The organism is Aurantimonas coralicida DSM 14790 (assembly GCF_000421645.1).
GTDB lineage: Bacteria > Pseudomonadota > Alphaproteobacteria > Rhizobiales > Rhizobiaceae > Aurantimonas > Aurantimonas coralicida.
The window spans coordinates 174,293-199,744 of record NZ_ATXK01000006.1 but is presented as its reverse complement, the minus strand read 5'-3'; the positions used below and the strand labels follow the sequence as shown (position 1 = coordinate 199,744).

The window sequence follows — 25,452 nt, the reverse complement described above, 5'->3', positions numbered from 1 at the left end:
CGGTCGAAGGCGGTGCGTCAGGCCTCGGGGGTGACGTCGACGCCCTCGCCCGCGCTGATGTTGTTCAGATGCGCATGACCCTCGCCGCGCTCCGGATGGGGCGAGACATTGATGTCGGCGCCTTCCAGCCACCGGCCGGAGACATCGCCCTGGCCCGGCACGATGCGCCAGCGGGTTCCGTCACTGAGTTCGATGATCCCGTCGGTGCTGGCGAGTTTGAGCAGAGCCATGGTCGGACCTTTCACGTTCGTTCGGCTGCTTAGCCTTGGTGTCAGGCAATGCCGCGCGTGCGAGAGGGTTCCAGTCCGCGTTACCGCGCTTCACCGTCCTCGGGCAGATCCAGCATGAAGCGGACCTCGTCCTCCGTGAAACCGGCCGACAAAGCGAGATCGACGTCCGGCCTGTACCGGATCGATTTGCGCCGCTTCTCGGCCGCCGGGCCCGTGTCGTCCGGGGTCTGGGTCTCGGAACGTTCGTTGCTCATGCCCCAATGTTGCATCCGCAACGATCGGCGTCATTAAAGCACTATAAGTTGTCTGCCCGGCTGAAATTCAGTGGGCGTGCTTTTCTTCGAGGAAGGCCCGCTGCTCCGGCGTCAGGCCACGCGGATCGAGACCACGGGTCAGGATCGCCAGGCGCGCCGTCTCCTCCAGCTCTTCCATGGCGAAGACCGTGGCCGCCAGCTCGGTTCCGGCAACGACCGGACCATGGTTGGCGAGAAGCACTGCGGAACGCTTGCCGGCAAGGCCGCGCACCGCCTCGCCCATCGCCGGATCGCCCGGCATGAAATACGGCAGCAGCTTCACCCGCCCGAGCTTCATCACCGAATAGGCGGTCAGCGGCGGCAGGACGTCGTCGGGGTCGGTATCGGGCAGGATCGACAGCGCCACCGAATGGGTGCTGTGGAGATGCACCACCGCCCCGGTCGTCGCGCGCCGGGTCTCGTAGAAGGCGCTGTGGAGCGGGATTTCCTTGGTCGGCTTGTCGCCGGACAGGTGCCGGAACTCCTCGTCCAGCCGGGAGATCCGGGCCGGGTCGAGAAAGCCGAAGGAGGCATTGGTCGGGGTGACCAGGATCGTGCCGTCGCCGAGCCGCGCCGAGATGTTGCCGCTGGAGCCGCAGGTCAGGCCGCGGTCGAACATCGACTTGGCAAAGCGGCAGATGTCCTCGCGGAGCCGCGCCTCCTCGCTCATGCCTCGCCTCCCAGACGAGCCGCGGCCTTGGCGAAGAAATCGTCGGCGCCGAAATTGCCGGACTTCAGCGCCAGCGCCAGTTCGCGGCCTTCGACGCGCACCGCGGGAACGCCGGGATCGATCTCCGGGCCGATCTCCAGCGACTGGACGTCGAGCCCGGTGACGACCGCCCCCGAGGTCTCGCCGCCGGCGGAGACCAGCCGGGTGATGCCGGCCTCGACCAGCGCCGCCGCGGTGGCGGCAAACAGCCGTTCGATCGCGGTGGCGACCGCTTCCTTGCCATGCCGCTGCTGGGCCGCGGCGACCGTCTCCGGGTCGGCCGAGGAATAGATCAGCGGCACGCCGGACTGCGCAAGAACCCATTCGGTGAGCGAGGCGGCCGTCACCTCGCCTGCCATCACGGCATCGGCACCCAGCTCGAAGGTCGGGTGACCCGCATCACGATGGACGCCGACCTGGCGGCGGGTGGCGGTCGAGACCGAGCCGGCAAGTGCTGCCGCGCGGCCGACGACGCCGGTCCAGGCAGAGCTTGAGGAGCCGATCAGCCCCTGCGCGCGGAAATTCTCCGGCAGGCCGAGGGCGATGCCGGAGCCGCCGGTGATCAGCGGCAGGTCGCGCGCCGCGTGTCCGGTGGCGTGGAGATCGGCGTCGAGCACGGCATCGGTGATGACGAAGCAGAGGCCGTCGGCGCCAGCCTGGCGAAGCGCATCGGCGATCGCGTCCTCGCCCTTTGCGACGACGCCGTAGGGCACGTGCGACACCGGCGCATCGGTCTGACGCGCCAGCACCCGGCGCAAATCGGCGTCGCGCATCGGCGTCAGCGGATGATTCTCCATGCCCGATTCCGACAGCAGCCGGTCGTTCACGAAGAGATGGCCCTGATAGACCGTGCGGCCGGTCGCCGGAAATGCCGGGCAGACGATGACCGCACCGGCACCCAGTTCCCTGGCGATCGCTTCGCCGACCGGGCCGATATTGCCCTCGTCGGTCGAATCGAAGGTCGAGCAATATTTGAAGAAGAATTGCCGGCAGCCCTGGCTGCGCAGCCATGCCAGAGCCTCAAGCGACTGGCGCACGGCCTCGGCGACCGGGATCGTGCGCGACTTGAGCGCCACCACGCCGGCTTCCACGTCCGGCGCGGCATCGCCTGTCGGGACACCGCTGTACTGGACCGTGCGCATGCCGCCCTTGGCCAGCGTGTTGGCAAGGTCGGAGGAGCCTGTGAAGTCGTCGCCGATACAGCCGAGGATCATGGAATAACTGCCCGCTTGATGTCTGACGGGTTCCTGCATGCAGATGCACGAACCGGGGAATGGCCGCTCCATAGCATTCCGACGCCGAAACGACACCTCCCGCCGGGCCGGATCATGAACGGCCGCCTTCCGGCCTCGCATCCGGATCGCGGAGGTGTCGACCGTTGCCGGCAAAGCTGCGTGCGCGGATCATCTCCCCGCGGCACATTCACCGAGAAACCGGAATCATTCCCTGGCCTTGGACCGGCATGTTGCAGCGCACTTTGAACCGTAGGACGCTGGGAAAACAGTGAACGACCGATGTCGGTCGTCAGCCGAGGTCCGGCAGCCGCCCCTCGATCTCTTCACGTCTTGATTCAAGAAACGGCGGCAAGCGCAGGGCTTGTCCGAGGTCTCCCGGCGCTTCGTCGACCGCGAATCCCGGCGCGTCGGTGGCGATCTCGAAGAGGACATGCCCCGGCTCGCGGAAATAGACCGAACGGAAATAATTGCGGTCCTTCTGCTCGGTCGCGGCGATGCCGTGGTTCTCGGCCAGCTTGCGCACCATCTCGGCCTGCTGCGCATCATCGGCCGCGCGGAAGGCAACGTGATGGACCGATCCGGCGCCGACACGCGGCTTCAGAAAACCGCCGACCGCACGCAGATCGATGATCCGGCCGAAATTCGCATCGCAGACGAAGCGAATGAGCGTCTCCTCGCGGCCGACCTCGCGGAACCCGAGAATGTCTGTGAGGATCGCCGCGGTCGCCTCGGCTTCTTCCAGGAGCAGGCTGACGCTGTGAAAGCCGCGGATCGCATGTTCGGCCGGAATGTCGGAGGTCGCGCGGCTGGGCAGCAGGTCATCGCCGGCGCGGGCGACGAAGGCGAGGCGCAGGCCATCGGGATCGCGGAAGGCCAGGACGGTCTCGCCGAAGCGCTTGACCAGCGAATCGTGCGGCACGCCCTTCTCGATCAGCCGATGGCTCCAGAAGCCGATTGCTCCTTCCGGCACGCAGAAGACGATCTCCTGGGTCTCGCCGACACCGAGTCGTCCCGGCGCCGCATGGTCCCACGGAAAGAACGTCAAGATCGCCCCCGGCTGCCCGGTCTCGTCGCCGTAATAGAGGTGATAGGTGCCGGGGTCGTCGAAATTGACGGTCTTCTTGACCAGCCGAAGCCCGAGGGTGCGGGTGTAGAAGTCGAGATTGCGGGCCGCGCGTCCCGCAATCGCCGTCACGTGATGAATGCCGTTCACGACCATGCCCCTTCTCCGCTCTTTGCCGGATCAACGGGGCACAGGTTAGGGCTGGCGCCGATCCGGCGCACGCGGAATCGCGCGCACCGGAGCTTTGACGCCTCGGGCGGAGTGTCAGCCGAGCTGGAGCGGAACGATCTTGCCGTTTTCGAGCGTGATCGCCCGGTCCATGCGGGCTGCCAGCTCGTGATTGTGAGTGGCGATCAGCGCCGCGACGCCCGACTGGCGCACCAGCGCCGTCAGCGCGTCGAAGACATAGCCCGACGTGGTGGGGTCGAGATTGCCGGTTGGCTCGTCGGCCAGGAGGACATGCGGCGCGTTGGCCACGGCCCGCGCGATGGCGACGCGCTGCTGCTCGCCGCCAGACAATTCGGCAGGCCGATGCGCCGCGCGCTTGCCGATCCGCATGTATTCGAGCAGTTCCCGCGCCCGCTCGGCAGCCGCAGACCGCGACTGTCCGAGGATCATCTGCGGCATCATGACGTTCTCGAGGGCCGAGAACTCCGGCAGCAAATGATGGAACTGATAGACGAAGCCGATCGCCCGGCGCCGCATCTCGGTGCGCCGGTCGTCGCCGAGCGTGCCGCAGGGCTGGCCGCCGACAAGCACCTCGCCGGTGTCCGGCCGTTCCAGGAGCCCGGCAATGTGGAGCAGCGTCGACTTGCCGGCACCCGACGGGGCGACGAGCGCCACCATCTCGCCGGCGGCGACGCCGACGGCCGCGTCGTCGAGGATCGTCAGACGGTCCTCGCCCTGGTCGAAGTGCCGTCCGACCCCGGTGAGCTGAAGTGCGTAAGTCTCTGTCATCATTCGTACCGCAGCGCCTCGACCGGATCGAGTCGCGAGGCCTGCCAGGACGGCAGGATCGTCGCGAGGAAAGACAGGCCGATGGCCATGAGGACGACCAGCACGACCTCGCCGGAATCGATCTCGGCCGGCAACTGGCTGAGGAAATAGAATTCCGGATTGAACAGGATCGTGCCCGACAGCCAGGAGAAGAACTGCCGGATGTTCTCGATGTTGAGGCAGAAGACGACGCCCAGGATCAGCCCGGCCAGCGTGCCGGCGAAGCCGATCGACGCGCCGGTGATCAGGAAGACGCGCATCACCGCGCCCCGGGTCGCACCCATGGTGCGCAGGATGGCGATGTCGCGGCCCTTGTCCTTCACCAGCATGAACAGGCCGGAGATGATGTTGAGGGCGGCCACCAGCACGATCAGCGTCAGGATGATGAACATGACGTTGCGCTCGACTTCCAGCGCCGAGAAGAAGGACTGGTTCTGGGTCTGCCAGGTCACCGTGTAGTTCGGACGCCCCGCCGCGGTCTCGATCGTGCGCTGCAGGTCCTGCACCCGGTCGGGATCGTCGACGAAGATCTCCACCGACTGGGCCAGCCCCTCGTGGTTGAAGAAGAGCTGGGCTTCGGCGAGCGGCATGTAGACGTAGGACGCGTCGTATTCCGACAGGCCGATCTCGAAGATCGCCGCCACCGGATAGGCCTTCACCCGCGGCGTCGTGCCGAGCGGCGTCACGTCGCCGTCGGGCGAGACTAGGGTAATGTTGTCGCCGAGCCGCAGGCCCAGCGCTTCCGCCAGCCGGCTGCCGATGGCCAGCCCGCCGCCCTCGCTGAAGCCGTCGAGCGTGCCCTGCTTGATATTCTCGGAGACCGGCTTCAGATCGGCGAGGTCCTCGCCGCGCACGCCCTTGACCAGCGCGCCCGTGCTGCTGCTGGCCAGGCCCGAGGCCAGGACCTGCCCCTGCACCAGCGGCATCGCGAAGGCGACGCCCGGCACGGTTTCGACCGCGGCTGTCACATCGGAGAAATCGTCGAGCGGCCGGTCGATCGGATACATGACGACATGGCCGTTGACGCCGAGAATGCGGGTCAGCAGCTCGCCGCGAAAGCCGTTCATCACCGACATGACGATGATCAGCGCGGCGACGCCGAGCATGATGCCAAGAAAGGAGAAGCCGGCGATGACCGACACGCCGGCATCGCGGCGCCGCGAGCGCAGATAGCGACCGGCGAGCATCCATTCGAACCGAGCGAAGGGCCGCGTCGAATGGCGGGCCCCGGCCGGCGGTGCGGCAGCCGCGTTGGCTTCGCTCATGCCTGCACCCGGGCGAGGACCGACGACAGCGGCAGCGATTCCCGCTCGCCGGTGGCGCGGAGCTTGATCTCGGCCTCACCGGCCTTGGCGCCGCGCGGCCCGACGATGACCTGCATGGGCAGGCCGATCAGGTCCATGGAGGCGAACTTGGCGCCGGCCCGGGTGTCCTGGTCGTCGTAGAGCACGTCAATGCCCGCCGCCTGCATCTGGCGGTAGAGATCCTCGCAGGCCGCGTCGCAATCGGCGTCGCCGGGCTTCATGTTGATCAGGCCGACATCGAAAGGCGCGACGGATTTCGGCCAGATGATGCCGTTCTCGTCGTGGGAGGCCTCGATGATCGCGGCCAGAAGCCGGCTCGGGCCGATGCCGTAGGAGCCCATGTGCACCGGCACGTCCTTGCCGTCGGGGCCGGTGACGACCGCCTTCATCGGCTCGGAATATTTCGTGCCGAAATGGAAGATGTGGCCGACCTCGATGCCGCGGGCGGCGACCTTGTCGTCATCCGCAAGCTGGTCCCAGGTCGCGGTCTCGTGCATCTCGTCGGTCGCCGCATAGGGCGTGGTCCACGCCTTGACGATTTCGGCGAGGCTCGCGGCATCGTCGAAATCGACGCCCTCGCCCGGCACGGCCAGATCGAGATAGTCGCGATGGCAGAAGACCTCGCTCTCGCCGGTGGAGGCGAGGACGATGAATTCGTGGCTGAGCTCGCCGCCGATCGGGCCGGTGTCGGCGCGCATGGGAATGGCCTTCAGGCCGCAGCGCTCGAAGGTCCGCAGATAGGCGACGAACATCCGGTCATAGGCGATCTTGGAGTTGTCGTAGTCGAGATCGAAGGAATAGGCGTCCTTCATCAGGAACTCGCGCGAGCGCATGACGCCGAAGCGCGGCCGGACCTCGTCGCGGAACTTCCACTGCAGATGGTACAGATTGAGCGGCAGGTCCTTGTAGGTGCGCACATAGGACCGGAAGATGTCGGTGATCATCTCCTCGTTGGTCGGACCGTAGAGCAGATCGCGGCCGTGGCGGTCCTCGATGCGCAGCATCTCCTTGCCGTAATCCTCGTAGCGTCCGCTCTCGCGCCACAGATCGGCCGACTGGATGGTCGGCATCAGGAGCTCGATGGCGCCGGAGCGGTTCTGCTCCTCGCGGATGATCGCGCAGACCTTGTCGAGCACCCGCTTGCCGAGCGGCAGGAACGAGTAGAGCCCGGCCGCCTGCTGGCGGATCATGCCGGCACGCAGCATCAGCCGATGGGAAACGATCTCCGCTTCCTTCGGGGTCTCTTTGAGAATGGGCAGGAAATATCGCGACAGGCGCATGGGACGTCCGATGAATGCGGGGTTCGACTGGCGCAGGGGCGCTTTTGCGCGTCTTAACCGCTCCCCGGGCGATTGGAAAGTCGGCGGCGCGCGCGTTAGCAAGCTCCGCGCCAATTTGCGCCTGCGGACCTCGCTGGGGGCGGCGTGGCAGAATAATGACACGAGCCCGGAAAAACGCGTGACATTGCGAATTCGGCTGGATACGCTCGCGACCATAACAAAAGGCGCCGGCAGGTGCGATTTCTGCGGTCTAGTCTTGGGAGGACGCGATTTCCGGCGCGGCAGTTGCCGCAGCCCCGATCAACGTCATCGGAGCGAAATCCAGACACGCGACTTTGGATGCAAGGCGAAAGCCTTGCATTTTTTTTGCCTTGCGACCGCATGTCCGATTTCTCGTCGCATATTCGCCGGCACGTCAGGTCGCGATACCCGCCTGCCCCTCAGCCCGCCGGAACGAGCGAGGCGGCCAGTCGCTTCGCGCTCACGACGGCAGCATCGCCGTGCAGCGGCCAGCTCTGCATCAGACCATCCAGGATGAGCGTCACGTCGACCTCGCGGCCGGCGAGACCCGCTCCTGCGACCGCCTCTTTCGCCACTTCCCGCTTGTGATGGGCGAGCAGAGCGCGCAGCTTTTCGTCATGCGGGGCGGCGGCCACCGCCGCATGGAACAGGCAGCCATGGCTCGCCTCGCGATCCATCCACTCGGCGACTCGATCGATGACCGTGGCCAGGGCCCCCTCGCCGCTCCCCGGCAGATCGGTGAAAACCAGCGCCATGTAGCGTTCGTGACGATGGTCGAGAGCCGCCAGCACCATGGCTTCCCGCGACGGCGCGTATTTGTAGAGCGTGCGCAGGCTGACTCCCGCAGCGTCGCGCAGGTCCTCGACGCTCGGTTCGGCGAAGCCGTTTGCCGCAAAAGCCCGCTCCAGCCCGCCGGCAATCCTTCTCATCGTATTGGTCATGCTTGACGGTGTAGAATGGTCCCTCTACCTGTGCAAGTAGAGCAACCATTCTACCCACTCAGGAGAGACGATGATGGCGATACCCGCGACGATGCAGGCGATGGTGCTGACCGGCCATGGCGGTCTCGACCGGCTGGAATGGCGGGAGGATGTCCCGGTTCCCTCGCCGGCCCGCGACGAGGTTCTGATCCGGGTGGGCGCCTCGGCGGTCAACAACACCGACATCAACACCCGCACCGGGTGGTATTCGAAGAGCGTGCGCGGCGACACGGCATCGGGCGCATCCGGCGGCTACGGGGCTGCTTCAGAGGCCGATGGCGGCTGGTCGGGCAGCCTGTCCTTTCCCCGTATCCAGGGCGCCGATTGCTGCGGCGAGATCGTCTCGGTCGGCGAAGGGGTCGATGCCGCGCGGATCGGCGAACGTGTGATGGTGCGCACCATGCAGTCGCGCGGTCCCTTGGGGTCCAAAGATTCGATCGTGACGCTCGGATCGGAAAGCGACGGCGCCTTCGCGCAATATCTGACCGTGACGGCCGGCGATGCGATCCGCGTGGAATCGCCGCTCTCGGACCTCGAACTGGCGTCGTTCCCCTGCGCTTTCTCCACCGCGGAGGGCATGATCCAGCGCGCCACCCTCGGCACCGAGCGTGTGCTGATCACCGGTGCGTCCGGCGGCGTTGGATCGGCGGCAATCCAGCTCGCCAAACGCCGGGGTGCGCATGTGACGGCGATGACCAGCCCGGCAAAGGCCGATGCGCTTCTCGACCTTGGCGCCGACGCAATTCTTGCCCGCGATGCCGATCTTCCGGATCGCGCGTTCGACGTCGTTCTCGACCTGGTTGGCGGGCCGCGCTGGCCGCAGCTTCTGGAAACCCTGTGCGATGGGGGGCGCTACGTGACGTCGGGTGCCATTGCGGGCCCGATCGTCGAGCTCGATCTGCGGACACTCTATCTGCGCGATCTGACGCTGTTCGGCAGCACCTATCAGCCGCCGGAGATCTTCACGGATCTCATTGGCTATATCGCGGCCGGCGAGATCCGCCCGGTCATCGCCGAGACGTTCGCCTTGCGCGATCTCAGGGCAGCGCAGGAGGCGTTTCTGACCAAATCCCATATCGGCAAGATCGCCATCCGAATCGGCGATTGACCGCACGGCAAGCGAAGCCTTCCGGCCATCTGCGTCCGGCCGCAAGGCCGGGTGGTCCGGCCGGCGCCTGTTAGGTGCCGGGGATCATCTTCGGGAAGTCGTCCGGGCTCAGCCCGTAGACCTGGGTGACCACGTAGAAGGCGGCGAAGACGACGCAGGCGAGGATCGTCGTCTGCAAGAGCTTCCAGCCCATGCGGTGCTGCGCCGGTGCGCTGTGGGTCGTGCCAAGGGTGATATCGTCGGCATCCGCCTGGCTGCGCTGGCCGAGCGGCAGGATGACGAAGAGCGATGTCCACCAGATGATGAAATAGATCGCCAGTCCCGAGACCCAGCCCATCCTATACCTCTTCGAGTTCGGTCAGCGTCCCGAACATGTCGCCCGGATGGATGAACACCACCGGGCGGCCATGGGCGCCGATCTTCGGTTCGCCGTCGCCGAGCACCCGCGCGCCCGCAGCCACCAGCCGGTCGCGGGCGGTGACGATGTCGGCCACCTCGTAGCAGACATGGTGCATGCCGCCCTTCGGGTTCTTGGCCAGAAAGGCGGCGATCGGCGAGCCTTCGCCCAGCGGTTCGAGGAGCTCGATCTTGGTGTTGTCGAGCTCAACGAAGACGACGGTGACGCCGTGCTCGGGAAGCGCCTGCGGCTCGGACACCGTCGCGCCCAGCATGTCGCGATAGCGCGCGACGGCGTCGGCAAGCGCCGGCACCGCCAGGGCCACATGGTTCAACCTGCCAAGCACCGGCGCCTCCCCCGTTCGATCAGGACCGCGTCACGAAGACGGTCGCAATGGGCTTCTTGCCCCAGGCCTCGAAGGCCGCTCCGCGCACGGCACGCCGCACCGCTTCGCTGACCTTGTCGAGATCCTTGCGGCGCTTCAGCGGAATGCTCTCCACCGCGCCGGCGGCCGCGTCGATCAGGATCTCCTCCATCTCGTCGCCCGCCGCGTCGTCCTCCGGCAGGCCGAGGGCCACGACGTCTGGATCTTCGCGCAGTTCCAGCTTGGCGTCCAACTCGACCAGCACCGACACATGGCCGACGAAGGACAGGCGGCGACGCTCGTTGACGCCCATCGCCTCGGCGGTGCCGATCAGGCGGCCGTCCTTGAAGAGGCGACCGACCGGAACGTCGGCGATGACGCTCGCGGCGCCCGGCGACAACTGCACCACCTTGCCGTTGCGGGCGGGCACGACCTGCTTGACGCCAAGTTCGCGCGCCAGCTTGGCATGAGCGCTCAGATGCGCGGCCTCGCCATGGGCCGGCACGGCGATCGTCGGACGAACCCATTCATACATCTGGCGCATCTCGCTGCGACGCGGATGGCCCGACACATGGACGAGCTTCTCGCCGTCCTCGAGGATCTGCACGCCGCGCTCGATGAGCGCGTTCTTGATGTCGATGATCAGCTTCTCGTTGCCGGGGATCGCCCGCGACGAGAAGATGACGAGATCGCCCTGGGACAGCGCCACGGTCGGGTGCTCATCGCGCGACAGCCGCGCCAGCGCCGCACGGGTCTCGCCCTGGCTGCCGGTCAGGATGATGACGGCCTTCTCCGGCGGGATGTAGCCGAAATCCTGCTCGCCGAGGAACGGCGGGATGCCGTCCATGTAGCCGAGCTCGGTCGACACATCGACGACGCGCCGCATGGAGCGGCCCATCAGCAGCACCTGGCGTCCGGCGTCGCGCGCCGCGGCAGCGATCGAGCGGATGCGGCCGACATTCGACGAGAAGGTGGTGACGGCGACGCGCCCCTTGGCCCCGCGGATGATCTCGCCCAGCGAGGCCGAGACCTCGCTCTCGCTCGGGCTGACGCCTTCGCGCAGCGCATTGGTCGAATCGCAGATCATGGCGAGGACGCCTTCGTCGCCGATTTCGCGCAGACGCTTCTCGTCCGTCGGCGCGCCCAGCGCCGGGGTCGGGTCGATCTTCCAGTCGCCGGTGTGCAGGACGGTGCCTGCCGGGCTGCGGATCGCCAGCGCGACCGGCTCGGGGATCGAGTGGGTGACGTTGATCGCCTCGATCTCGAAGGGACCGACCTTGAAGCGGTCACCGGCCGAGAACTGCGTCACCGGAATCTTGGGTGCGCCGGGTTCGCCCTCGCGCTTGGCCGCGAGCATGGCCGCAGTAAACGCAGTGGCATAGACCGGGACCTTCATCTTCGGCCAAAGGTCGAGCAAGGCGCCGTAATGGTCCTCATGGGCATGGGTGATGACAATGCCCTTCAGCTTGTCGCCCAGTTCCTCGATGAAGCGGATGTCCGGGAAGACGAGATCGACGCCGGGAAAATCGGCGCCAGCGAAGGAGATGCCGACATCGACGGCGATCCATTCGCGTGCATGTTCCGGGCCATAGCCGTAGAGGGCGAGATTCATACCGATCTCACCGATGCCGCCGAGCGGCACGAACAACAATTGGTTCAAGTTCAGACTTCTTTCCTGGGTGGGCCACCCGCGCATTGGCGGGGCGGCATCGTTTCGTTCTTCAGTTCACATTCGTCGTCGGGTGCGCCGCTTTACGCAGCGCCGGAGCCGGACGGCGCCACGCGCTCGTCCCGCTCCAGAAAAAACAGATCGCCAGCCGAAACCGCGGTCACGCGTCCGGCCGCGTCCCGCAGCAACAGGAGGCCGTGTTCGTCGAGGGCCTCGAACCGTCCCGTCAGGACCGCGTCGGCGAGATTGACCCGGCAGGGCTGACCGACGCCAACGGCATGGGCCAGCCATTCGTTGCGTATCGCAGAGAAACCGCGTCCGCCGGCGAAGATCGCCAGCACCCGCTCCATCTCGGCCGCCACGGCGCCGAACACTGCCTCCAGATCGTGCGTCGCGCCTTCCAGCGCAAGGCTCGTCACCGGATAGGGCGTGTCGTCGGGCACATGGGCGACGTTGATGCCGCAGCCGACGACCACCGCCATGCGGCCATCCGGCAGACGTTCACTCTCCAAGAGGATGCCGACCGTCTTGCGACCCTTGATGAGGACGTCGTTCGGCCATTTGACCGCAACGGTGTCGCTTTCGGCCACGAGCCGCGCCAGACCGTTGCGGACACCGAGCGACGCCACCAGAGGCAGGTTCGACAGATGCGTCAGCGGCGCCGGGTCGATCAGCAGCCAGCTCGCATAGAGATTGCCGCGTTCCGACACCCAGTTGCGACCGCGGCGACCGCGCCCGGTCGACTGCCGCTCGGCCGTCACCCAGAGGGGTCCGGGATCACCGGCGCGCGCAGCCTCGAGCGCGACGGTATTGGTCGACGAGACCTCGCCCAGTGTCAGCCGTCGCCGGCGTGCCGAGGCGCCGAAGGCCACCGTCAGAAGAAGGTCCGGGCCGCCGCCTCCGCCGCCGCGAAGATCGGGCCGCCGACAAGGAGATAGACCGGGAAGATGAACAACGCGGCAGCGCCCAGCACCACCCGCAGCTCGGTGGCCATGGGCACGAACTCGCTGGACGGCTGGTCGTCGAACCACATCACCTTGACGATGCGCAGGTAGTAGAACAGGCCGACGACACTGGCGAGAACGCCGATCACCGCGAGGCCGTAGAGCCCGGCCTGCACCGCCGCCATGAACACGAAGTACTTGGCGAAGAAGCCCGCCAGCGGCGGCAGGCCCGCCAGCGACAGCATCAGCATGGTCAGCATCAGCGCCATGATCGGGTTGGTCTTCGACAGGCCGGCGAGATCGTCGATCTCCTCGACCACCCCATCCTTGCGGCGCATGGCGAGGATGACGGCGAAGGTGCCGAGGGTCATGGCGAGATAGATCGCCATGTAGAGGAGGACGCCGCGCACGCCGGAGAAATTGGCGGCGGCGAGGCCGACAAGCGCGAAGCCCATATGGCCGATCGAGGAATAGGCCATCAGCCGCTTGATGTTGCGCTGGCCGATGGCGGCGAAGGCACCGAGCGCCATCGAGGCGATCGAGATGAAGATGATGACCTGCTGCCAGTCGACCGCCAGCGGCTCGAAGCCCTGCACCGTGAAGCGGGTAATCAGCGCGATCGCCGCGACCTTCGGCGCGCCGGCCAGGAAGGCCGTGATCGGCGTCGGCGCGCCCTCGTAGACGTCCGGCGTCCACATGTGGAACGGCACGGCGGAGATCTTGAAGGCGAGGCCGCACAGGACGAAGACGAGGCCGACGACGATGCCGATCGAACGTTCGCTGGTGGCGACCACCTCGGCGATGGCGGTGTATTCGATCTGGCCGGTGAAGCCGTAGACCAGCGACGCGCCGTAGAGCAGCATGCCCGAAGACAGCGCGCCGAGGACGAAGTATTTCAGGCCGGCTTCGGTCGAGCGGACCGAATCACGGTTGATGGCGGCGAGGACGTAGATCGACAGCGACTGCAGCTCGAGACCGAGATACAGCGCGATCATGTCGCCTGAGGAGACCATGACCATCATGCCGGTGGTCGACAGCAGCACGAGAACCGGGAACTCGAAGCGGTTGAAGCGCTCGCTCTCGGCGTAGCCGACCGACATGATGACGGCCGCCGCCGCACCGATCAGCACCAGCACCTTCATGAAGCCGGCGAACGGGTCGAGGACGAAGGAACCGCCGAAGGCCACGCCATAGGGCGTGACGAACACCATCCACAGCCCGGCAATGATGATCAGCGCCACCGACAGGCCGGTGACCGTCTGCGCGCTCTTCTCGCCCAGAAAGACGCCGATCATCAGGAGGATCATCGAGCCGACCGCAAGGATCAACTCGGGACCGATGATCGGAAGGCTCGATGCGAGCATGTTCGAATACATTGGCGTGCGATCCCGAGCTTATTGTGCCAGAGCGACCGAGGAGGCCGCCTCGATGGCTGCGGTGTAGCGGTTGACCATGGATTCCACGGAGGCGGCGGTCACGTCGAAGACCGGCATCGGATAGACGCCGAAGAAGATGACCAGCACGATCAGTGGGTAGAGCAGGATCTTCTCGCGGCCCGACAGGTCGAGGATCGACCGCAGGCTCTCCTTCTCCAGCGCGCCGAAGACGACGCGGCGATAAAGCCACAGCGCATAGGCTGCCGACAGGATGACGCCCGTCGCGGCGAAGATCGCCACCCAGCTGTTGACCTGGAAGACGCCGATGAGAGTCAGGAACTCGCCGACGAAGCCCGACGTGCCCGGCAGGCCGACATTGGCCATGGTGAAGATCAGCATCGCGGCGGCGTAATGCGGCATGCGGTTCACCAGACCGCCATAGGCGGCGATTTCGCGGGTGTGCATGCGGTCGTAGACGACGCCGACGCACAGGAACAGCGCGCCCGACACGAGGCCGTGGGACAGCATCTGGAAGATCGCGCCTTCGACGCCCTGCTGGTTGGCGGCGAAGATGCCCATGGTCACGAAGCCCATATGGGCGACGGAGGAATAGGCAATCAGCTTCTTGATGTCCTGCTGCATCAGCGCGACCAGCGAGGTGTAGATGATCGCCACGACCGACAGGGTGAAGACCAGCGGCGCGAACTCGGCCGAGGCCAGCGGGAACATCGGCAAGGAGAAGCGCAGGAAGCCGTAGCCGCCGAGCTTCAGGAGGATGCCCGCCAGGATGACGGAGCCGGCGGTCGGCGCCTCGACATGGGCGTCGGGCAGCCAGGTGTGCACCGGCCACATCGGCATCTTCACCGCGAAGCTGGCGAAGAAGGCGAACCACAGCCAGGTCTGCATCGAAGCCGGGAAATCGTAGGCCAGAAGCTCGGGGATCGAGCTCGTTCCCGCGGTCCAGAACATCGCCATGATGGCGACGAGCATCAGCACCGAGCCGAGGAAGGTGTAGAGGAAGAACTTGTAGCTGGCGTAGATGCGCCGCTTGCCGCCCCACACGCCGATGATCAGGAACATCGGGATCAGGCCACCTTCGAAGAAGATGTAGAACAGCACGATATCCAGGGCGCAGAACACGCCGACGACCAGCGTTTCCAGCACCAGGAAGGCGATCATGTATTCCTTCACGCGGGTCTGCACGGACTCGAAGCTGGCGAGAATGCAGAAGGGCATGAGGAAGGTCGTCAGGATGACGAACAGCATGGAGATGCCGTCGACACCCATGTGATAGGTGATGCCGCCGCCAAGCCAGTCGAGGCGCTCGACCATCTGGAAGCCGGCGTCGCTGTTGTCGAAATCGATCCAGATCCACAGCGAGACGACGAAGGTGAACAGCGTCGTCAGCAGCGCGACATTACGAATGTTGCGGCGCGCGAGCTCGCTGTCGTCCCGGATGAACAGGATGAGCAGAGCCCCGACCAGCGGCAGGAAGGTGACGGTCGAGAGGATCGGCCATTCGGTCATCAGTTCACGCCCCCGAGCATCATCCAGGTGACCAGCGCCGCGACGCCGATCAGCATCGCAAAGGCATAGTGATAGAGGTAACCGGTCTGCAGCCGGACAACGCGGTTGGTGACGTCCACGACGCGGGCGGAGATGCCGTCCGGGCCGAGCCCGTCGATCACCCTGCCGTCACCGGTCTTCCAGAGGAAGGTGCCGATCGCCTTGGCCGGGCGGACGAAGAGGAAGTCGTACAGCTCGTCGAAGTACCACTTGTTCAGGAAGAACTGGTACAGGCCGCGATGGCGGGCAGCCACCTGCCCCGGCAGCGCCGGGTTGCGGATGTAGAAGGCCCAGGCGATGGCAAAGCCCAGCGCCATCATCACCGTCGGGATGATCGCGATCCCGAAGGCCACCTCGTGCAGATCGTGCAGCACGTGGTTGTCCGGGCCGGTGAACAGCGAGGCGCCCCAGAACTCGGCATATTCGTGACCGACGAAGAAGCCTTCGAAGACGATACCCGCGAACAGCGCGCCCACCGACAGGATCAGCAGCGGCACCAGCATGACCATCGGCGATTCATGCACATGGTGCATGACGTCGGCCGAGGCGCGCGGCTTGCCGTGGAAGGTCAGGAAGATCAGGCGCCAGGAATAGAAGCTGGTCAGCAGCGCCGAGATCACCGTCAGGCCCCAGCCATACATGGCGAAGGAATTGTGCCCGACGAACGCCGCCTCGATGACCGCGTCCTTGGAGAAATAGCCGGCGGTGAACGGGAAACCGGTCAGGGCCAGCGTGCCGATGACCATGGTCCAATAGGTGACCGGGATGTGCTTGCGCAGCCCGCCCATGCGCCGCATGTCCTGCTCGTCCGAGACCGAGTGGATCACCGAGCCAGCGCCCAGGAACAGCAGTGCCTTGAAGAAGGCGTGGGTGAACAGGTGGAAGATCGCCACGCCATAGGCGCCGACGCCGAGTGCGACGAACATGTAGCCGAGCTGCGAACAGGTCGAATAGGCGATGACGCGCTTGATGTCGTTCTGGACGAGACCGACGGTCGCCGCGAACAGCGCGGTGGTGGCGCCGACGAAGGTCACGACGGTCAGAGCGGTGTGGCTGAGCTCGAAGATCGGCGACATGCGGGCCAGCATGAAGACGCCGGCGGTGACCATGGTCGCCGCGTGAATGAGCGCCGAGACCGGGGTCGGGCCTTCCATGGCGTCCGGCAGCCAGGTGTGGAGGCCGAGCTGGGCCGACTTGCCCATCGCGCCTAGGAACAGGAGCAGGCAGACGGCGGTCAGCGCGCCCGCCATGGGCAGCGCATATCCGGCGAAGTTCAGGACCGGCGCACCGGCACCGGCAGCGGCCTCTGCGCCCTCCCCGCCCATCTGGCCGGCGAGATCGGCGGCGCCGGCGAAGATGGTGTCGAAATTGACCGAGCCGAACAGCACGAAGACGCCGAAGATGCCGAGGATGAAGCCGAAGTCACCGACGCGGTTGACGATGAAAGCCTTCATGGCGGCGGCGTTGGCCGACGGCTTCTTGTACCAGAAACCGATCAGCAGATAGGACGCCAGGCCGACGCCCTCCCAGCCGAAGAACATCTGGACGAGGTTGTTCGAGGTCACCAGCATCAGCATGGCGAAGGTGAACAGCGACAGATAGGCGAAGAAGCGCGGCCGATGCGGGTCGTGGTGCATGTAGCCGATCGAATAGATGTGGACCAGCGACGAGACCGTGTTCACGACGACCAGCATGACCAGCGTCAGCCGGTCGATGCGCAGCGACCACGAGACGTCCAGTCCGCCCGACTGCATCCACTGGAACAGCGTGATGCGCAGGGTCTCGGACTCGCCGAAGCCGAAGCTGATGAAGGCGATCCACGACAGGACCGCGGCAGCCACCAGGAAGGCCGAAGTCGTATATTCGGACGCCTTGGCGCCGATCGCATTGCCGAACAGGCCGGCGATCAGGAAGCCGGCGAGCGGCAGGAGAACGATGGTCTGATACACGCCCGATCAGCCTTTCATCGTGTTGACGTCGTCGACGGCGATGGAGCCGCGATTGCGGAAGAAGACCACCAGGATGGCCAGGCCGATCGCCGCCTCGGCAGCCGCGACCGTCAGCACGAAGAGCGCGAAGATCTGGCCGACAAGGTCGTTCAGGAAGGCCGAGAAGGCCACGAAATTGATGTTCACGGCCAGAAGGATCAGCTCGACCGACATGAGGATCGTGATGATGTTCTTCCGGTTCATGAAGATGCCGAAGACGCCCGTGACGAACAGGATCGCCCCGACGGTAAGGTAGTGTCCGAGACCGACTTCCATCGTATCCGTTCCTTTCGCTCTCAGATGCCCTTGCCGCTCTCGACCTTGCGGATCTCCACCGCGGTCGCGGGCGTGCGCCCCACCTGCTGCGGGATCGACTGGCGCTTCAGGCCTTCCTTGTGGCGCAGCGTCAGGACGATCGCTCCGACCATGGCGACGAAGAGGATCAGGCCGGCCAGCTGGAAGAACAGGATGTAGCGGGTGTAGAGGACGCTGCCGAGCGCCTCGATGTTGGAAACTTCCTCAAGCGGCGGGATCGGCATGGACGTCGCCAGCGCCATCTGTGGGTCGTAGTAATTGCCGGTGGCGGCGATGACCAGTTCGGCCAGAAGCACGACGCCGATGATCACGCCGATCGGGGCGTATTTCAGCGTGTCCCGCTTCACCCGTCCGAAGTCGATGTCGAGCATCATGACGACGAAGAGGAAGAGGATCGCCACGGCGCCGACATAGACGACGATCAGGATCAGCGCGAGGAACTCGGCGCCGGCCAGAAGGAAGAGCCCCGCCGCCGCCACGAAGGTGAGGATCAGGAACAGCACCGAATGCACGGGGTTGCGCGCCAGCACGACCATCAGGCCCGAGCCGACGGCGACCAGCGCAAACAGATAGAAGAAGACTGCCTGAAGGCCCAGCATCCTCGGGCTCCTTTTGCTGGCGGACACGGCGGCCGAAGGTGCCGCGTGCCTGCCCTGAACGTCATGTCGAAGACCGGTCCGGCGCTCTTACGAAGCAGCGGAACCGGCGATTCTCAGCCGCCGAAAACTCTGCGCCCGATTACCGGTAAGGCGCGTCGAGCGCAATGTTGCGCGCGATCTCGCGCTCCCAGCGATCGCCGTTATCGAGCAGTTTCTGCTTGTCGTAGTAGAGTTCCTCGCGGGTCTCCGTGGAGAACTCGAAATTCGGCCCCTCGACGATGGCGTCGACCGGGCAGGCTTCCTGGCAGAAGCCGCAATAGATGCACTTCACCATGTCGAGGTCGTAACGCACCGTGCGGCGGGTGCCGTCGTTGCGGCGCGGGCCGGCCTCGATGGTGATCGCCTGGGCCGGACAGATCGCCTCGCACAGCTTGCAGGCGATGCAGCGCTCCTGGCCGTTGGGATAACGGCGAAGGGCATGCTCGCCGCGGAAGCGCGGGCTCTGCGGATTCTTCTCGAAGGGGTAGTTCACCGTCGCCTTCGGCGCGAAGAAGTACCGCATCGACAGGCCCATGGCCTTGACGAATTCGATGAGGAACAGCGACCGGACGGTCTGTGCAATGGCACTCATAAGGCTCTAGCCTCCCAGATTCGAGGCGATGATCGGCGCGGCGAACCAGCCGACGACCGGAAACAGAACAAGCTGCGAATAGCGCGCGACGTTGAGGGCGAGACCCGCGGGGTCCCCCTCCCCGCCATGCGGGCGGTCCCGGCGGTTGCGGACATAGCCGAGGATCATGAAATCGACGATCCCCAGCACCAGTCCGGCCAGCGCACCGATGAGCGCGGGCTCCATCATACGGCCGCCGCGCCCCAGCCCATCACCTGCAGCACGAAGGCGACCAGCACCACCATGCCCAGCGAGATCGGCAGGAAGACCTTCCAGCCCAGACGCATGAGCTGATCGTAGCGGTAGCGCGGCACGAAGGCCTTGACCATGGCGAACATGAAGAAGGCCAGCGCGACCTTGGCGAGGAACCAGACGACGCCCGGCACCCAGGTAAAGGGCGCGAAGTTTGCCGGCGGCAGCCAGCCACCCATGAACAGGATGGTCATCAGGCAGCACATCAGGGTGATGGCCGCATATTCGCCGAGCATGAACATCATGTACGGGGTGGAGCCGTACTCGACCATGAAGCCGGCGACGAGTTCGGATTCGGCTTCCGGCAGATCGAAGGGCGGCCGGTTCGTCTCGGCCAAGGCCGAGATGAAGAAGATCACGAACATCGGGAACAGCCCGAGCCAGTGCCAGTCGAGGAAGGTGTTGGGCAGGCCGATCATGGTGCCGAGGCCGGTCTGCTGGGCCAGCACGATGTCGGTGAGGTTCAGCGAGCCGACGCACAGCAGCACGGTGACGATGACGAAGCCGATGGAGACCTCGTAGGAGACCATCTGCGCCGCCGAGCGGAGCGCGCCGAGGAAGGCGTATTTCGAGTTCGACGCCCATCCGCCCATGATCACGCCATAGACCTCGAGCGAGGAGATCGCGAAGACGTAGAGGATGCCGATATTGATGTCGGCGATCACCCAGCCGTCGGCGACCGGCACCACCGCGAAGGTCGCTAGGGCCAGCGTCACCGCGACCAGCGGCGCGAGCAGGAAGACGATCTTGTCGGAGCTGGCCGGAACGACCGGCTCCTTGAGGACGAACTTCAGGAGATCGGCGAAGGACTGGAACAGACCCCAGGGACCGACGACGTTGGGTCCGCGGCGCATCTGCACCGCCGCCCAGATCTTGCGGTCGGCCAGGAGGATGTAGGCCACCAGCACCAGCAGAACGACCAGGAACAGGAGGCTCTGCCCGAGAATGATCAGGCCCGGCCAGAGATAGAGGGAGGTGAAATCAGCCACTGCCAGCCGTCCTTATTCCGCTGCTTCCAGATGCTCGGCCTTGGCGAGCTGCGAGCACTCGGCCATGACCTTCGACGCACGGGCGATGGGGTTCGTCAGGTAGAAGTCGCCGATATTGGAGGCGAAGCTGCCACCGTTCAGCGTTCCGGCACGGTCGGCCAGACGGGTGATGGCCGCCGCATCCGCCGGCTCGACCCGGTCGGTCCGCATCCAGGGATGCGACTGGTAGATCTCGCTGCGCAATGCGCCGAGGGAATCGAAGCCGAGCGTATGGCCGAGAACCGCCGACAGCGCGCGGATGATCGCCCAGTCCTCGCGGGCGTCGCCCGGCGGGAAGCCGGGGCGGCTGCCGGTCTGGGCACGGCCCTCGACATTGACCCAGGTGCCCGACTTCTCCGTATAGGCGGCGCCCGGCAGGATGACGTCGGCACGATGGGCGCCGCGGTCGCCATGGGTGCCGATATAGACGACGAAGGCGCCCGGCGCGATCTCGACCTCGTCGGCACCGAGATTGAACAGGACGTCGACCGCTCCGTTCGTCATCTCGGCGACGTTGCGACCGCCCTCCCCCGGCACGAAGCCGATGTCGAGGCCGCCGACGCGCGAGGCTGCCGAGTGCAGCACGTTGAAGCCGTTCCAGCCATCGGTGACCGCACCGATTTCGCGCGACAGGGCCGCGAGCGAGGCCAGCAGCTCGGCGCCGTTGTCGCCGGCAAGCGCGCCCTGACCCACGATGATCATCGGACGTTCGGCATTCTTCAGCGCGTCGAAGAAGCCCTGGCTGGCGCCTTCGAGGTTCGACAGCGTCTCGGCGCCGGCGCCCAGATAGGTGTAGTCATAGCGCAGATCGACATTCTCGCCGACAACGCCGATCGGGAAACCGCCCATGCGCCAGCGCTTGCGGATGCGGGCATTCAGCACCGACGCCTCGAAGCGCGGATTGGAGCCGACGATCAGCAGCGCGTCGGCATCCTCGATGCCGGCGATGGTGGTGTTGAAGAGATAGGAGGCCCGACCGTCCGCCGGATCGAGCTTGGCCCCGTCCTGGCGGCAATCGACGCTGGTCGAGCCGAGCTCAGACATCAGGCGCTTGAGCGCCCACATCTCTTCCACCGCGGCCAGATCGCCGGCGATGGCGCCGATGCGGTCAGCGGCAGCACCGTCGACCTTCGTCTTGATCGCGGCGAAGGCTTCCTGCCAGCTGGCGGGGCGCAGACGACCGTTCTCGCGGACATAGGGCTTGTCGAGGCGCTGGGTGCGCAGGCCATCCCAGATGAAGCGGGTCTTGTCGGAGATCCACTCCTCGTTGATCTCCTCGTTGATGCGCGGAAGAATACGCATCACTTCGCGGCCGCGGGTGTCGACTCGGATGTTGGAACCGACGGCGTCCATGACGTCGATGGTCTCGGTCTTGGACAGCTCCCACGGGCGCGCCTGGAAGGCGTAGGGCCGCGAGGTCAGCGCGCCGACCGGGCAAAGGTCGATGACGTTGCCCTGCAGCTCGGAGGTCATCGCCTGCTCGAGGAAGGTGGTGATCTCGGCGTCTTCGCCGCGGCCAACCAGGCCAAGCTCAGAGATTCCAGCGACTTCCGTCGTGAAGCGGACGCAGCGCGTGCAGTGGATGCAGCGCGTCATGATCGTCTTGACCAGGGGGCCGATGTACTTGTCCTCGACGGCGCGCTTGTTCTCCTGGTAGCGCGAACTGTCGACGCCATAGGCCATGGCCTGGTCCTGCAGGTCGCACTCGCCGCCCTGGTCGCAGATCGGGCAATCCAGCGGGTGGTTGATCAGCAGGAATTCCATCACGCCTTCGCGGGCCTTCTTGACCATCGGCGTGGTCGTGAAGACTTCCGGAAGCTGGCCTTCGGGTCCGGGGCGCAGATCGCGCACGCCCATGGCGCAGGACGCCGCCGGCTTGGGCGGTCCGCCCTTCACCTCGACGAGGCACATGCGGCAGTTGCCGGCGATCGACAGCCGCTCGTGGAAACAGAAACGCGGAATCTCGGCGCCGGCCTCCTCGCACGCCTGCAACAGCGTGTAGTGATCCGGAACCTCGACTTCCCTGCCGTCGACTTTGAGCTTGGTCATAGACTTGTCCTGCTTATTCCGCTGCCTCGAGCACCGGACGGCGGTCAGTGTCGGCATTGCGCGAGTAGTCGTCGATGCGGCGCTCGATCTCGGCGCGGAAATGGCGCACCAGACCCTGGATCGGCCATGCGGCGGCATCGCCGAGCGCACAGATGGTGTGGCCCTCGACCTGCTTGGTCACGTCGAGCAGCATGTCGATCTCGCGCTTCTGCGCGTTGCCGGTCGCCATGCGCTCCATGACCCGCCACATCCAGCCCGTGCCCTCGCGGCACGGGGTGCACTGGCCGCAGCTCTCGTGCTTGTAGAAATACGAGATGCGGGCGATCGCCTTCACGATGTCGGTGGACTTGTCCATGACGATCACGGCGGCGGTGCCGAGCGAGGTCTTGATCTCGCGCAGGCCGTCGAAATCCATCGGCGCGTCGATGATGTCGGCCGCCGGCACAAGCGGAACCGAGGAACCGCCCGGGATGACCGCCAGAAGATTGTCCCAGCCGCCCCGGACGCCGCCGCAATGCTTCTCGATCAGCTCGCGGAAGGGAATTCCCATCTCTTCCTCGACCGTGCAGGGCTGCTCGACATGGCCGGAGATGCAGTACAGCTTGGTGCCGGTGTTGTTCGGACGACCGAGGCCGGCGAACCAGCCGCCGCCACGGCGCAGGATGGTCGGCGCAACGGCGATCGACTCGACGTTGTTGACCGTGGTCGGGCAGCCATAGAGGCCGACATTGGCCGGGAACGGCGGCTTCAGCCGCGGCTGGCCCTTCTTGCCCTCGAGGCTTTCCAGGAGCGCCGTCTCTTCGCCGCAGATATAGGCGCCGGCACCGTGGTGGACGATGATGTCGTAGTCCCAGCCGCACTTGTTGTCGCGTCCGAGAAGCCCGGCCTCGTAGCACTCGTCGATGGCCCGCTGCAGCGCCTGGCGCTCGCGGATATATTCACCGCGCACATAGATGTAGCAGGTGTTCGCGCCCATCGCGAAACCGGCGATGACGCAGCCCTCGATCAGCGTGAACGGGTCGTTCCGCATGATCTCCCGGTCCTTGCAGGTGCCGGGCTCGGACTCGTCGGCATTGATGACGAGGTAGTGCGGGCGGCCATCGGACTGCTTGGGCATGAAGGACCATTTCAGGCCCGTCGGGAAGCCGGCGCCGCCGCGCCCGCGCAGACCCGACGCCTTCATCTCGTTGATGATCCAGTCGCGGCCCTTGCCGATGATGTCGGCGATGCCGTCGAAATGGCCACGCTTCATCGCGGCCTTCAGGCTCTTGTCCCGCAGGCCGTAGATGTTGGTGAAGATGCGATCCTGATCGTTCAGCATCTAGATTCTCCTCGCACGCATCAGCGCTCGCCCGAACCGGAAGACGACGTGGTCGCGAGGACCTTCGCCTGTTCGATCCAGCCTTCGCGCACCGCACGGCCGCGGAAGTTCAGATAGTCGTCGATCCAGATCAGCTCTGTCTCGCGCCATTTGGCGACCTGCCAGAAATGGAAGACGCCGAGGCCGTTCAGCTTGGCCTCGATGACCGGTCCGACGCCCTTGATCTTCTTCAGATCGTCCTTGTCGCCCTGCGGCGCGTCCAGGAGATCGGAGGGCTTGTCGCCGACCTGTGCGGGTGCCGCCTCGGGCTCGGCCTTGCTGGCGAAATGATCGGCATTGCCGGGGCCGGGGCTCGTATCGGACGTATGCGCGCGCAGGCCTTCCGGCTCGCCCGGCGACACCTGATCGCGGCCGGTCAGGTCGGCGGATTCCGCGTCCCGCTCCTGCACGGCCGGCACGTCGTCGGGACGCCGCGCATCCTGCACCACGGCAGCCTCGGCGGCGCCTTCCTTGGCGGCCAGATTGCCCTTGGTAGAGGCATCGGCGGCCGGCGTGTCGGCGGACACCTGGTTCGCCTCGACCGCATCGCGATCGGCTTCGCCGGTGGCGCCTTCCCGCGCACCGCCGGTCTGGCCCGCACCCGGGCCGGCCTCGGCGACCAGCGTGTCGCTCTCTTCCTTCTCGGCCCCCTGCGCAACACTGGCATCGCCAGCCTTGCCGGGGGCGGCGATGGTCGGATTGGTCTCGGCGGCCGCCGTATCCGGACGCCCGGCCTTGGACGGCGGGGTGGAGATCGCCTGCCCTGCCCCGGAGCCCTGCGACGGTGCGCCATTGGCCGGGCCGCCCTGAGACTTCTGGTCGGCGATCAGGTCGTCGTAATCGCCCTTGAGCGTCGTCAAACCACCGATCGGCACCGATTCATGGCGGCCGTTCTGCGGTCCCGTCTTCACATCGCCGCCGCGACCGGCCTCGAACTCGTCGATGATCTCTTCGAGCCGCTCGGGGGTCAGATCCTCGTAGGCGTCATGGAAGATCATCACCATCGGCGCGTTGACGCAGGCGCCAAGGCACTCGACCTCTTCCCAGGAGAGCGTGCCGGCCTCGTTGCGATGGAACGGCTCGGCGTGGATCTTCGAACGGCAGACCGCCTTCAGATCCTCGGCGCCGCGCAGCATGCAGGGCGTGGTGCCGCAGACCTGGATATGGGCGCGCGTACCGACCGGCTTGAGCTGGAACTGGGTATAGAAGGTCGCGACCTCGAGGACGCGGATGAGCGGCATCTCCAGCATGTCGGCGACATGCTCGATTGCTGCCTTGGTGACCCACCCCTCCTGATCCTGCGCGCGCATCAGCAGCGGGATCACGGCCGATTGCTGGCGCTCCGACGGATATTTACGGATCGTCGCCTGCGCCCAGGCCGCATTTTCATCGGTGAAGGCGAAGCCGTGAGGCTGGAAGGCATCGTCCGCGAGACGTCTGACAGACATCGGACCTCGACTTTAGAACCAGTTCAACATGCTATGTTGCGGCGCGTTCTATCACACGATCCGCAAAAGGCCAGTGGCCAGAAGCCGCATCAAAGCCCGACAAAGGCGCGGTTTCCCCAAGTGTTGGCATCGCGGGCGGGAAACCCGCGACGGGTCGAACAAAGCGGCGCCGAAGCGCCGAGGTCACGGCCGTCCGCGCGAGCGCGCG

General features: G+C 65.9%; 25 protein-coding genes. 1 reads left to right on the top strand and 24 read right to left on the bottom strand.

Annotated elements, in window-relative coordinates:
* Window positions 1–17: 17 nt before the first annotated feature.
* The 9 genes from H536_RS0114535 to H536_RS0114495 all read right to left on the bottom strand — a co-directional run bounded on the left by H536_RS0114535 (window position 18) and on the right by H536_RS0114495 (window position 8,060).
* Entirely contained in the window at window positions 18–230 is a 213-nt protein-coding gene (locus H536_RS0114535; protein ID WP_024351172.1) for a hypothetical protein, read from the bottom strand.
* Between the two features lie 80 nt (window positions 231–310).
* Complete coding sequence (locus H536_RS24440; RefSeq protein ID WP_155898502.1) at window positions 311–484, bottom strand: hypothetical protein; 174 nt, start codon at window positions 482–484, stop codon at window positions 311–313.
* Between the two features lie 67 nt (window positions 485–551).
* Entirely contained in the window at window positions 552–1,193 is a 642-nt protein-coding gene (gene otnC, locus H536_RS0114525; protein ID WP_024351171.1) for a 3-oxo-tetronate 4-phosphate decarboxylase, read from the bottom strand.
* On the bottom strand, window positions 1,190–2,446 hold the full coding sequence (gene otnK / locus H536_RS0114520; protein ID WP_024351170.1) for a 3-oxo-tetronate kinase: 1,257 nt from the start codon (window positions 2,444–2,446) through the stop codon (window positions 1,190–1,192). The genes otnC and otnK overlap by 4 nt, the downstream gene beginning before the upstream one ends.
* Window positions 2,447–2,756: 310 nt before the next feature.
* Window positions 2,757–3,686, bottom strand: a complete 930-nt coding sequence (locus H536_RS0114515; RefSeq protein WP_024351169.1) for a ring-cleaving dioxygenase — start codon at window positions 3,684–3,686, stop codon at window positions 2,757–2,759.
* A gap of 108 nt (window positions 3,687–3,794) precedes the next feature.
* Window positions 3,795–4,487, bottom strand: coding sequence for an ABC transporter ATP-binding protein (locus H536_RS0114510; RefSeq protein ID WP_024351168.1), 693 nt, complete (start codon window positions 4,485–4,487; stop codon window positions 3,795–3,797).
* Window positions 4,487–5,791, bottom strand: a complete 1,305-nt coding sequence (locus H536_RS0114505) for a lipoprotein-releasing ABC transporter permease subunit (protein ID WP_024351167.1) — start codon at window positions 5,789–5,791, stop codon at window positions 4,487–4,489. Before H536_RS0114505 ends, H536_RS0114510 begins: the two co-directional genes overlap by 1 nt.
* The gene (gene proS / locus H536_RS0114500) at window positions 5,788–7,110 is read right to left on the bottom strand and encodes a proline--tRNA ligase (protein ID WP_024351166.1); all 1,323 of its coding nucleotides are present in this window, start codon (window positions 7,108–7,110) and stop codon (window positions 5,788–5,790) included. The genes H536_RS0114505 and proS overlap by 4 nt, the downstream gene beginning before the upstream one ends.
* Window positions 7,111–7,550: 440 nt before the next feature.
* On the bottom strand, window positions 7,551–8,060 hold the full coding sequence (locus H536_RS0114495) for a TetR/AcrR family transcriptional regulator (protein ID WP_244495439.1): 510 nt from the start codon (window positions 8,058–8,060) through the stop codon (window positions 7,551–7,553).
* An 85-nt stretch (window positions 8,061–8,145) separates the two neighbouring features.
* Between H536_RS0114495 and H536_RS0114490 the strand changes: the two genes are divergently transcribed.
* Window positions 8,146–9,219, top strand: a complete 1,074-nt coding sequence (locus tag H536_RS0114490) for an alcohol dehydrogenase family protein (RefSeq protein ID WP_024351164.1) — start codon at window positions 8,146–8,148, stop codon at window positions 9,217–9,219.
* Between the two features lie 70 nt (window positions 9,220–9,289).
* Here the strand turns inward: H536_RS0114490 and H536_RS0114485 are convergent, their stop codons facing one another.
* The 15 genes from H536_RS0114485 to nuoE form a co-directional block, all read right to left on the bottom strand.
* Window positions 9,290–9,556 carry a DUF1467 family protein gene (locus tag H536_RS0114485; RefSeq protein WP_024351163.1) on the bottom strand — a complete coding sequence of 89 codons (267 nt, stop codon included), beginning with the start codon at window positions 9,554–9,556 and terminating at the stop codon, window positions 9,290–9,292.
* 1 nt (window position 9,557) lies between these two features.
* Window positions 9,558–9,962, bottom strand: coding sequence for a methylmalonyl-CoA epimerase (gene mce / locus H536_RS0114480; RefSeq protein ID WP_024351162.1), 405 nt, complete (start codon window positions 9,960–9,962; stop codon window positions 9,558–9,560).
* A gap of 19 nt (window positions 9,963–9,981) precedes the next feature.
* Window positions 9,982–11,676 carry a ribonuclease J gene (locus tag H536_RS0114475; protein WP_029703303.1) on the bottom strand — a complete coding sequence of 565 codons (1,695 nt, stop codon included), beginning with the start codon at window positions 11,674–11,676 and terminating at the stop codon, window positions 9,982–9,984.
* Between the two features lie 56 nt (window positions 11,677–11,732).
* A complete protein-coding gene (locus H536_RS0114470) occupies window positions 11,733–12,521 on the bottom strand; it encodes a biotin--[acetyl-CoA-carboxylase] ligase (protein WP_024351160.1) in 789 nt (262 codons plus the stop codon).
* Window positions 12,522–12,523: 2 nt separating this feature from the next.
* A complete protein-coding gene (gene nuoN, locus H536_RS0114465) occupies window positions 12,524–13,969 on the bottom strand; it encodes an NADH-quinone oxidoreductase subunit NuoN (RefSeq protein WP_024351159.1) in 1,446 nt (481 codons plus the stop codon).
* Between the two features lie 18 nt (window positions 13,970–13,987).
* A complete protein-coding gene (locus tag H536_RS0114460) occupies window positions 13,988–15,496 on the bottom strand; it encodes an NADH-quinone oxidoreductase subunit M (protein ID WP_024351158.1) in 1,509 nt (502 codons plus the stop codon).
* A complete protein-coding gene (gene nuoL / locus H536_RS0114455; protein WP_024351157.1) occupies window positions 15,496–17,484 on the bottom strand; it encodes an NADH-quinone oxidoreductase subunit L in 1,989 nt (662 codons plus the stop codon). The genes H536_RS0114460 and nuoL overlap by 1 nt, the downstream gene beginning before the upstream one ends.
* Window positions 17,485–17,490: 6 nt before the next feature.
* Window positions 17,491–17,799, bottom strand: a complete 309-nt coding sequence (gene nuoK / locus H536_RS0114450) for an NADH-quinone oxidoreductase subunit NuoK (protein ID WP_009209798.1) — start codon at window positions 17,797–17,799, stop codon at window positions 17,491–17,493.
* Between the two features lie 20 nt (window positions 17,800–17,819).
* Window positions 17,820–18,434, bottom strand: coding sequence for an NADH-quinone oxidoreductase subunit J (locus H536_RS0114445; protein WP_024351156.1), 615 nt, complete (start codon window positions 18,432–18,434; stop codon window positions 17,820–17,822).
* 142 nt (window positions 18,435–18,576) lie between these two features.
* Window positions 18,577–19,068 (bottom strand): NADH-quinone oxidoreductase subunit NuoI, encoded by a 492-nt coding sequence (nuoI, locus tag H536_RS0114440; protein WP_024351155.1) that lies wholly within the window; start codon window positions 19,066–19,068, stop codon window positions 18,577–18,579.
* A 6-nt stretch (window positions 19,069–19,074) separates the two neighbouring features.
* The gene (locus H536_RS0114435; protein ID WP_148233810.1) at window positions 19,075–19,296 is read right to left on the bottom strand and encodes a hypothetical protein; all 222 of its coding nucleotides are present in this window, start codon (window positions 19,294–19,296) and stop codon (window positions 19,075–19,077) included.
* On the bottom strand, window positions 19,293–20,348 hold the full coding sequence (gene nuoH, locus H536_RS0114430; RefSeq protein WP_024351153.1) for an NADH-quinone oxidoreductase subunit NuoH: 1,056 nt from the start codon (window positions 20,346–20,348) through the stop codon (window positions 19,293–19,295). Before nuoH ends, H536_RS0114435 begins: the two co-directional genes overlap by 4 nt.
* A gap of 12 nt (window positions 20,349–20,360) precedes the next feature.
* Entirely contained in the window at window positions 20,361–22,436 is a 2,076-nt protein-coding gene (gene nuoG, locus H536_RS0114425) for an NADH-quinone oxidoreductase subunit NuoG (RefSeq protein ID WP_024351152.1), read from the bottom strand.
* 13 nt (window positions 22,437–22,449) lie between these two features.
* On the bottom strand, window positions 22,450–23,757 hold the full coding sequence (nuoF, locus tag H536_RS0114420; RefSeq protein ID WP_024351151.1) for an NADH-quinone oxidoreductase subunit NuoF: 1,308 nt from the start codon (window positions 23,755–23,757) through the stop codon (window positions 22,450–22,452).
* A gap of 20 nt (window positions 23,758–23,777) precedes the next feature.
* Window positions 23,778–25,244: an NADH-quinone oxidoreductase subunit NuoE gene (gene nuoE / locus H536_RS0114415; protein ID WP_024351150.1), complete on the bottom strand. Its 1,467-nt coding sequence runs from the start codon at window positions 25,242–25,244 to the stop codon at window positions 23,778–23,780.
* Between the last annotated feature and the right edge of the window lie 208 nt (window positions 25,245–25,452).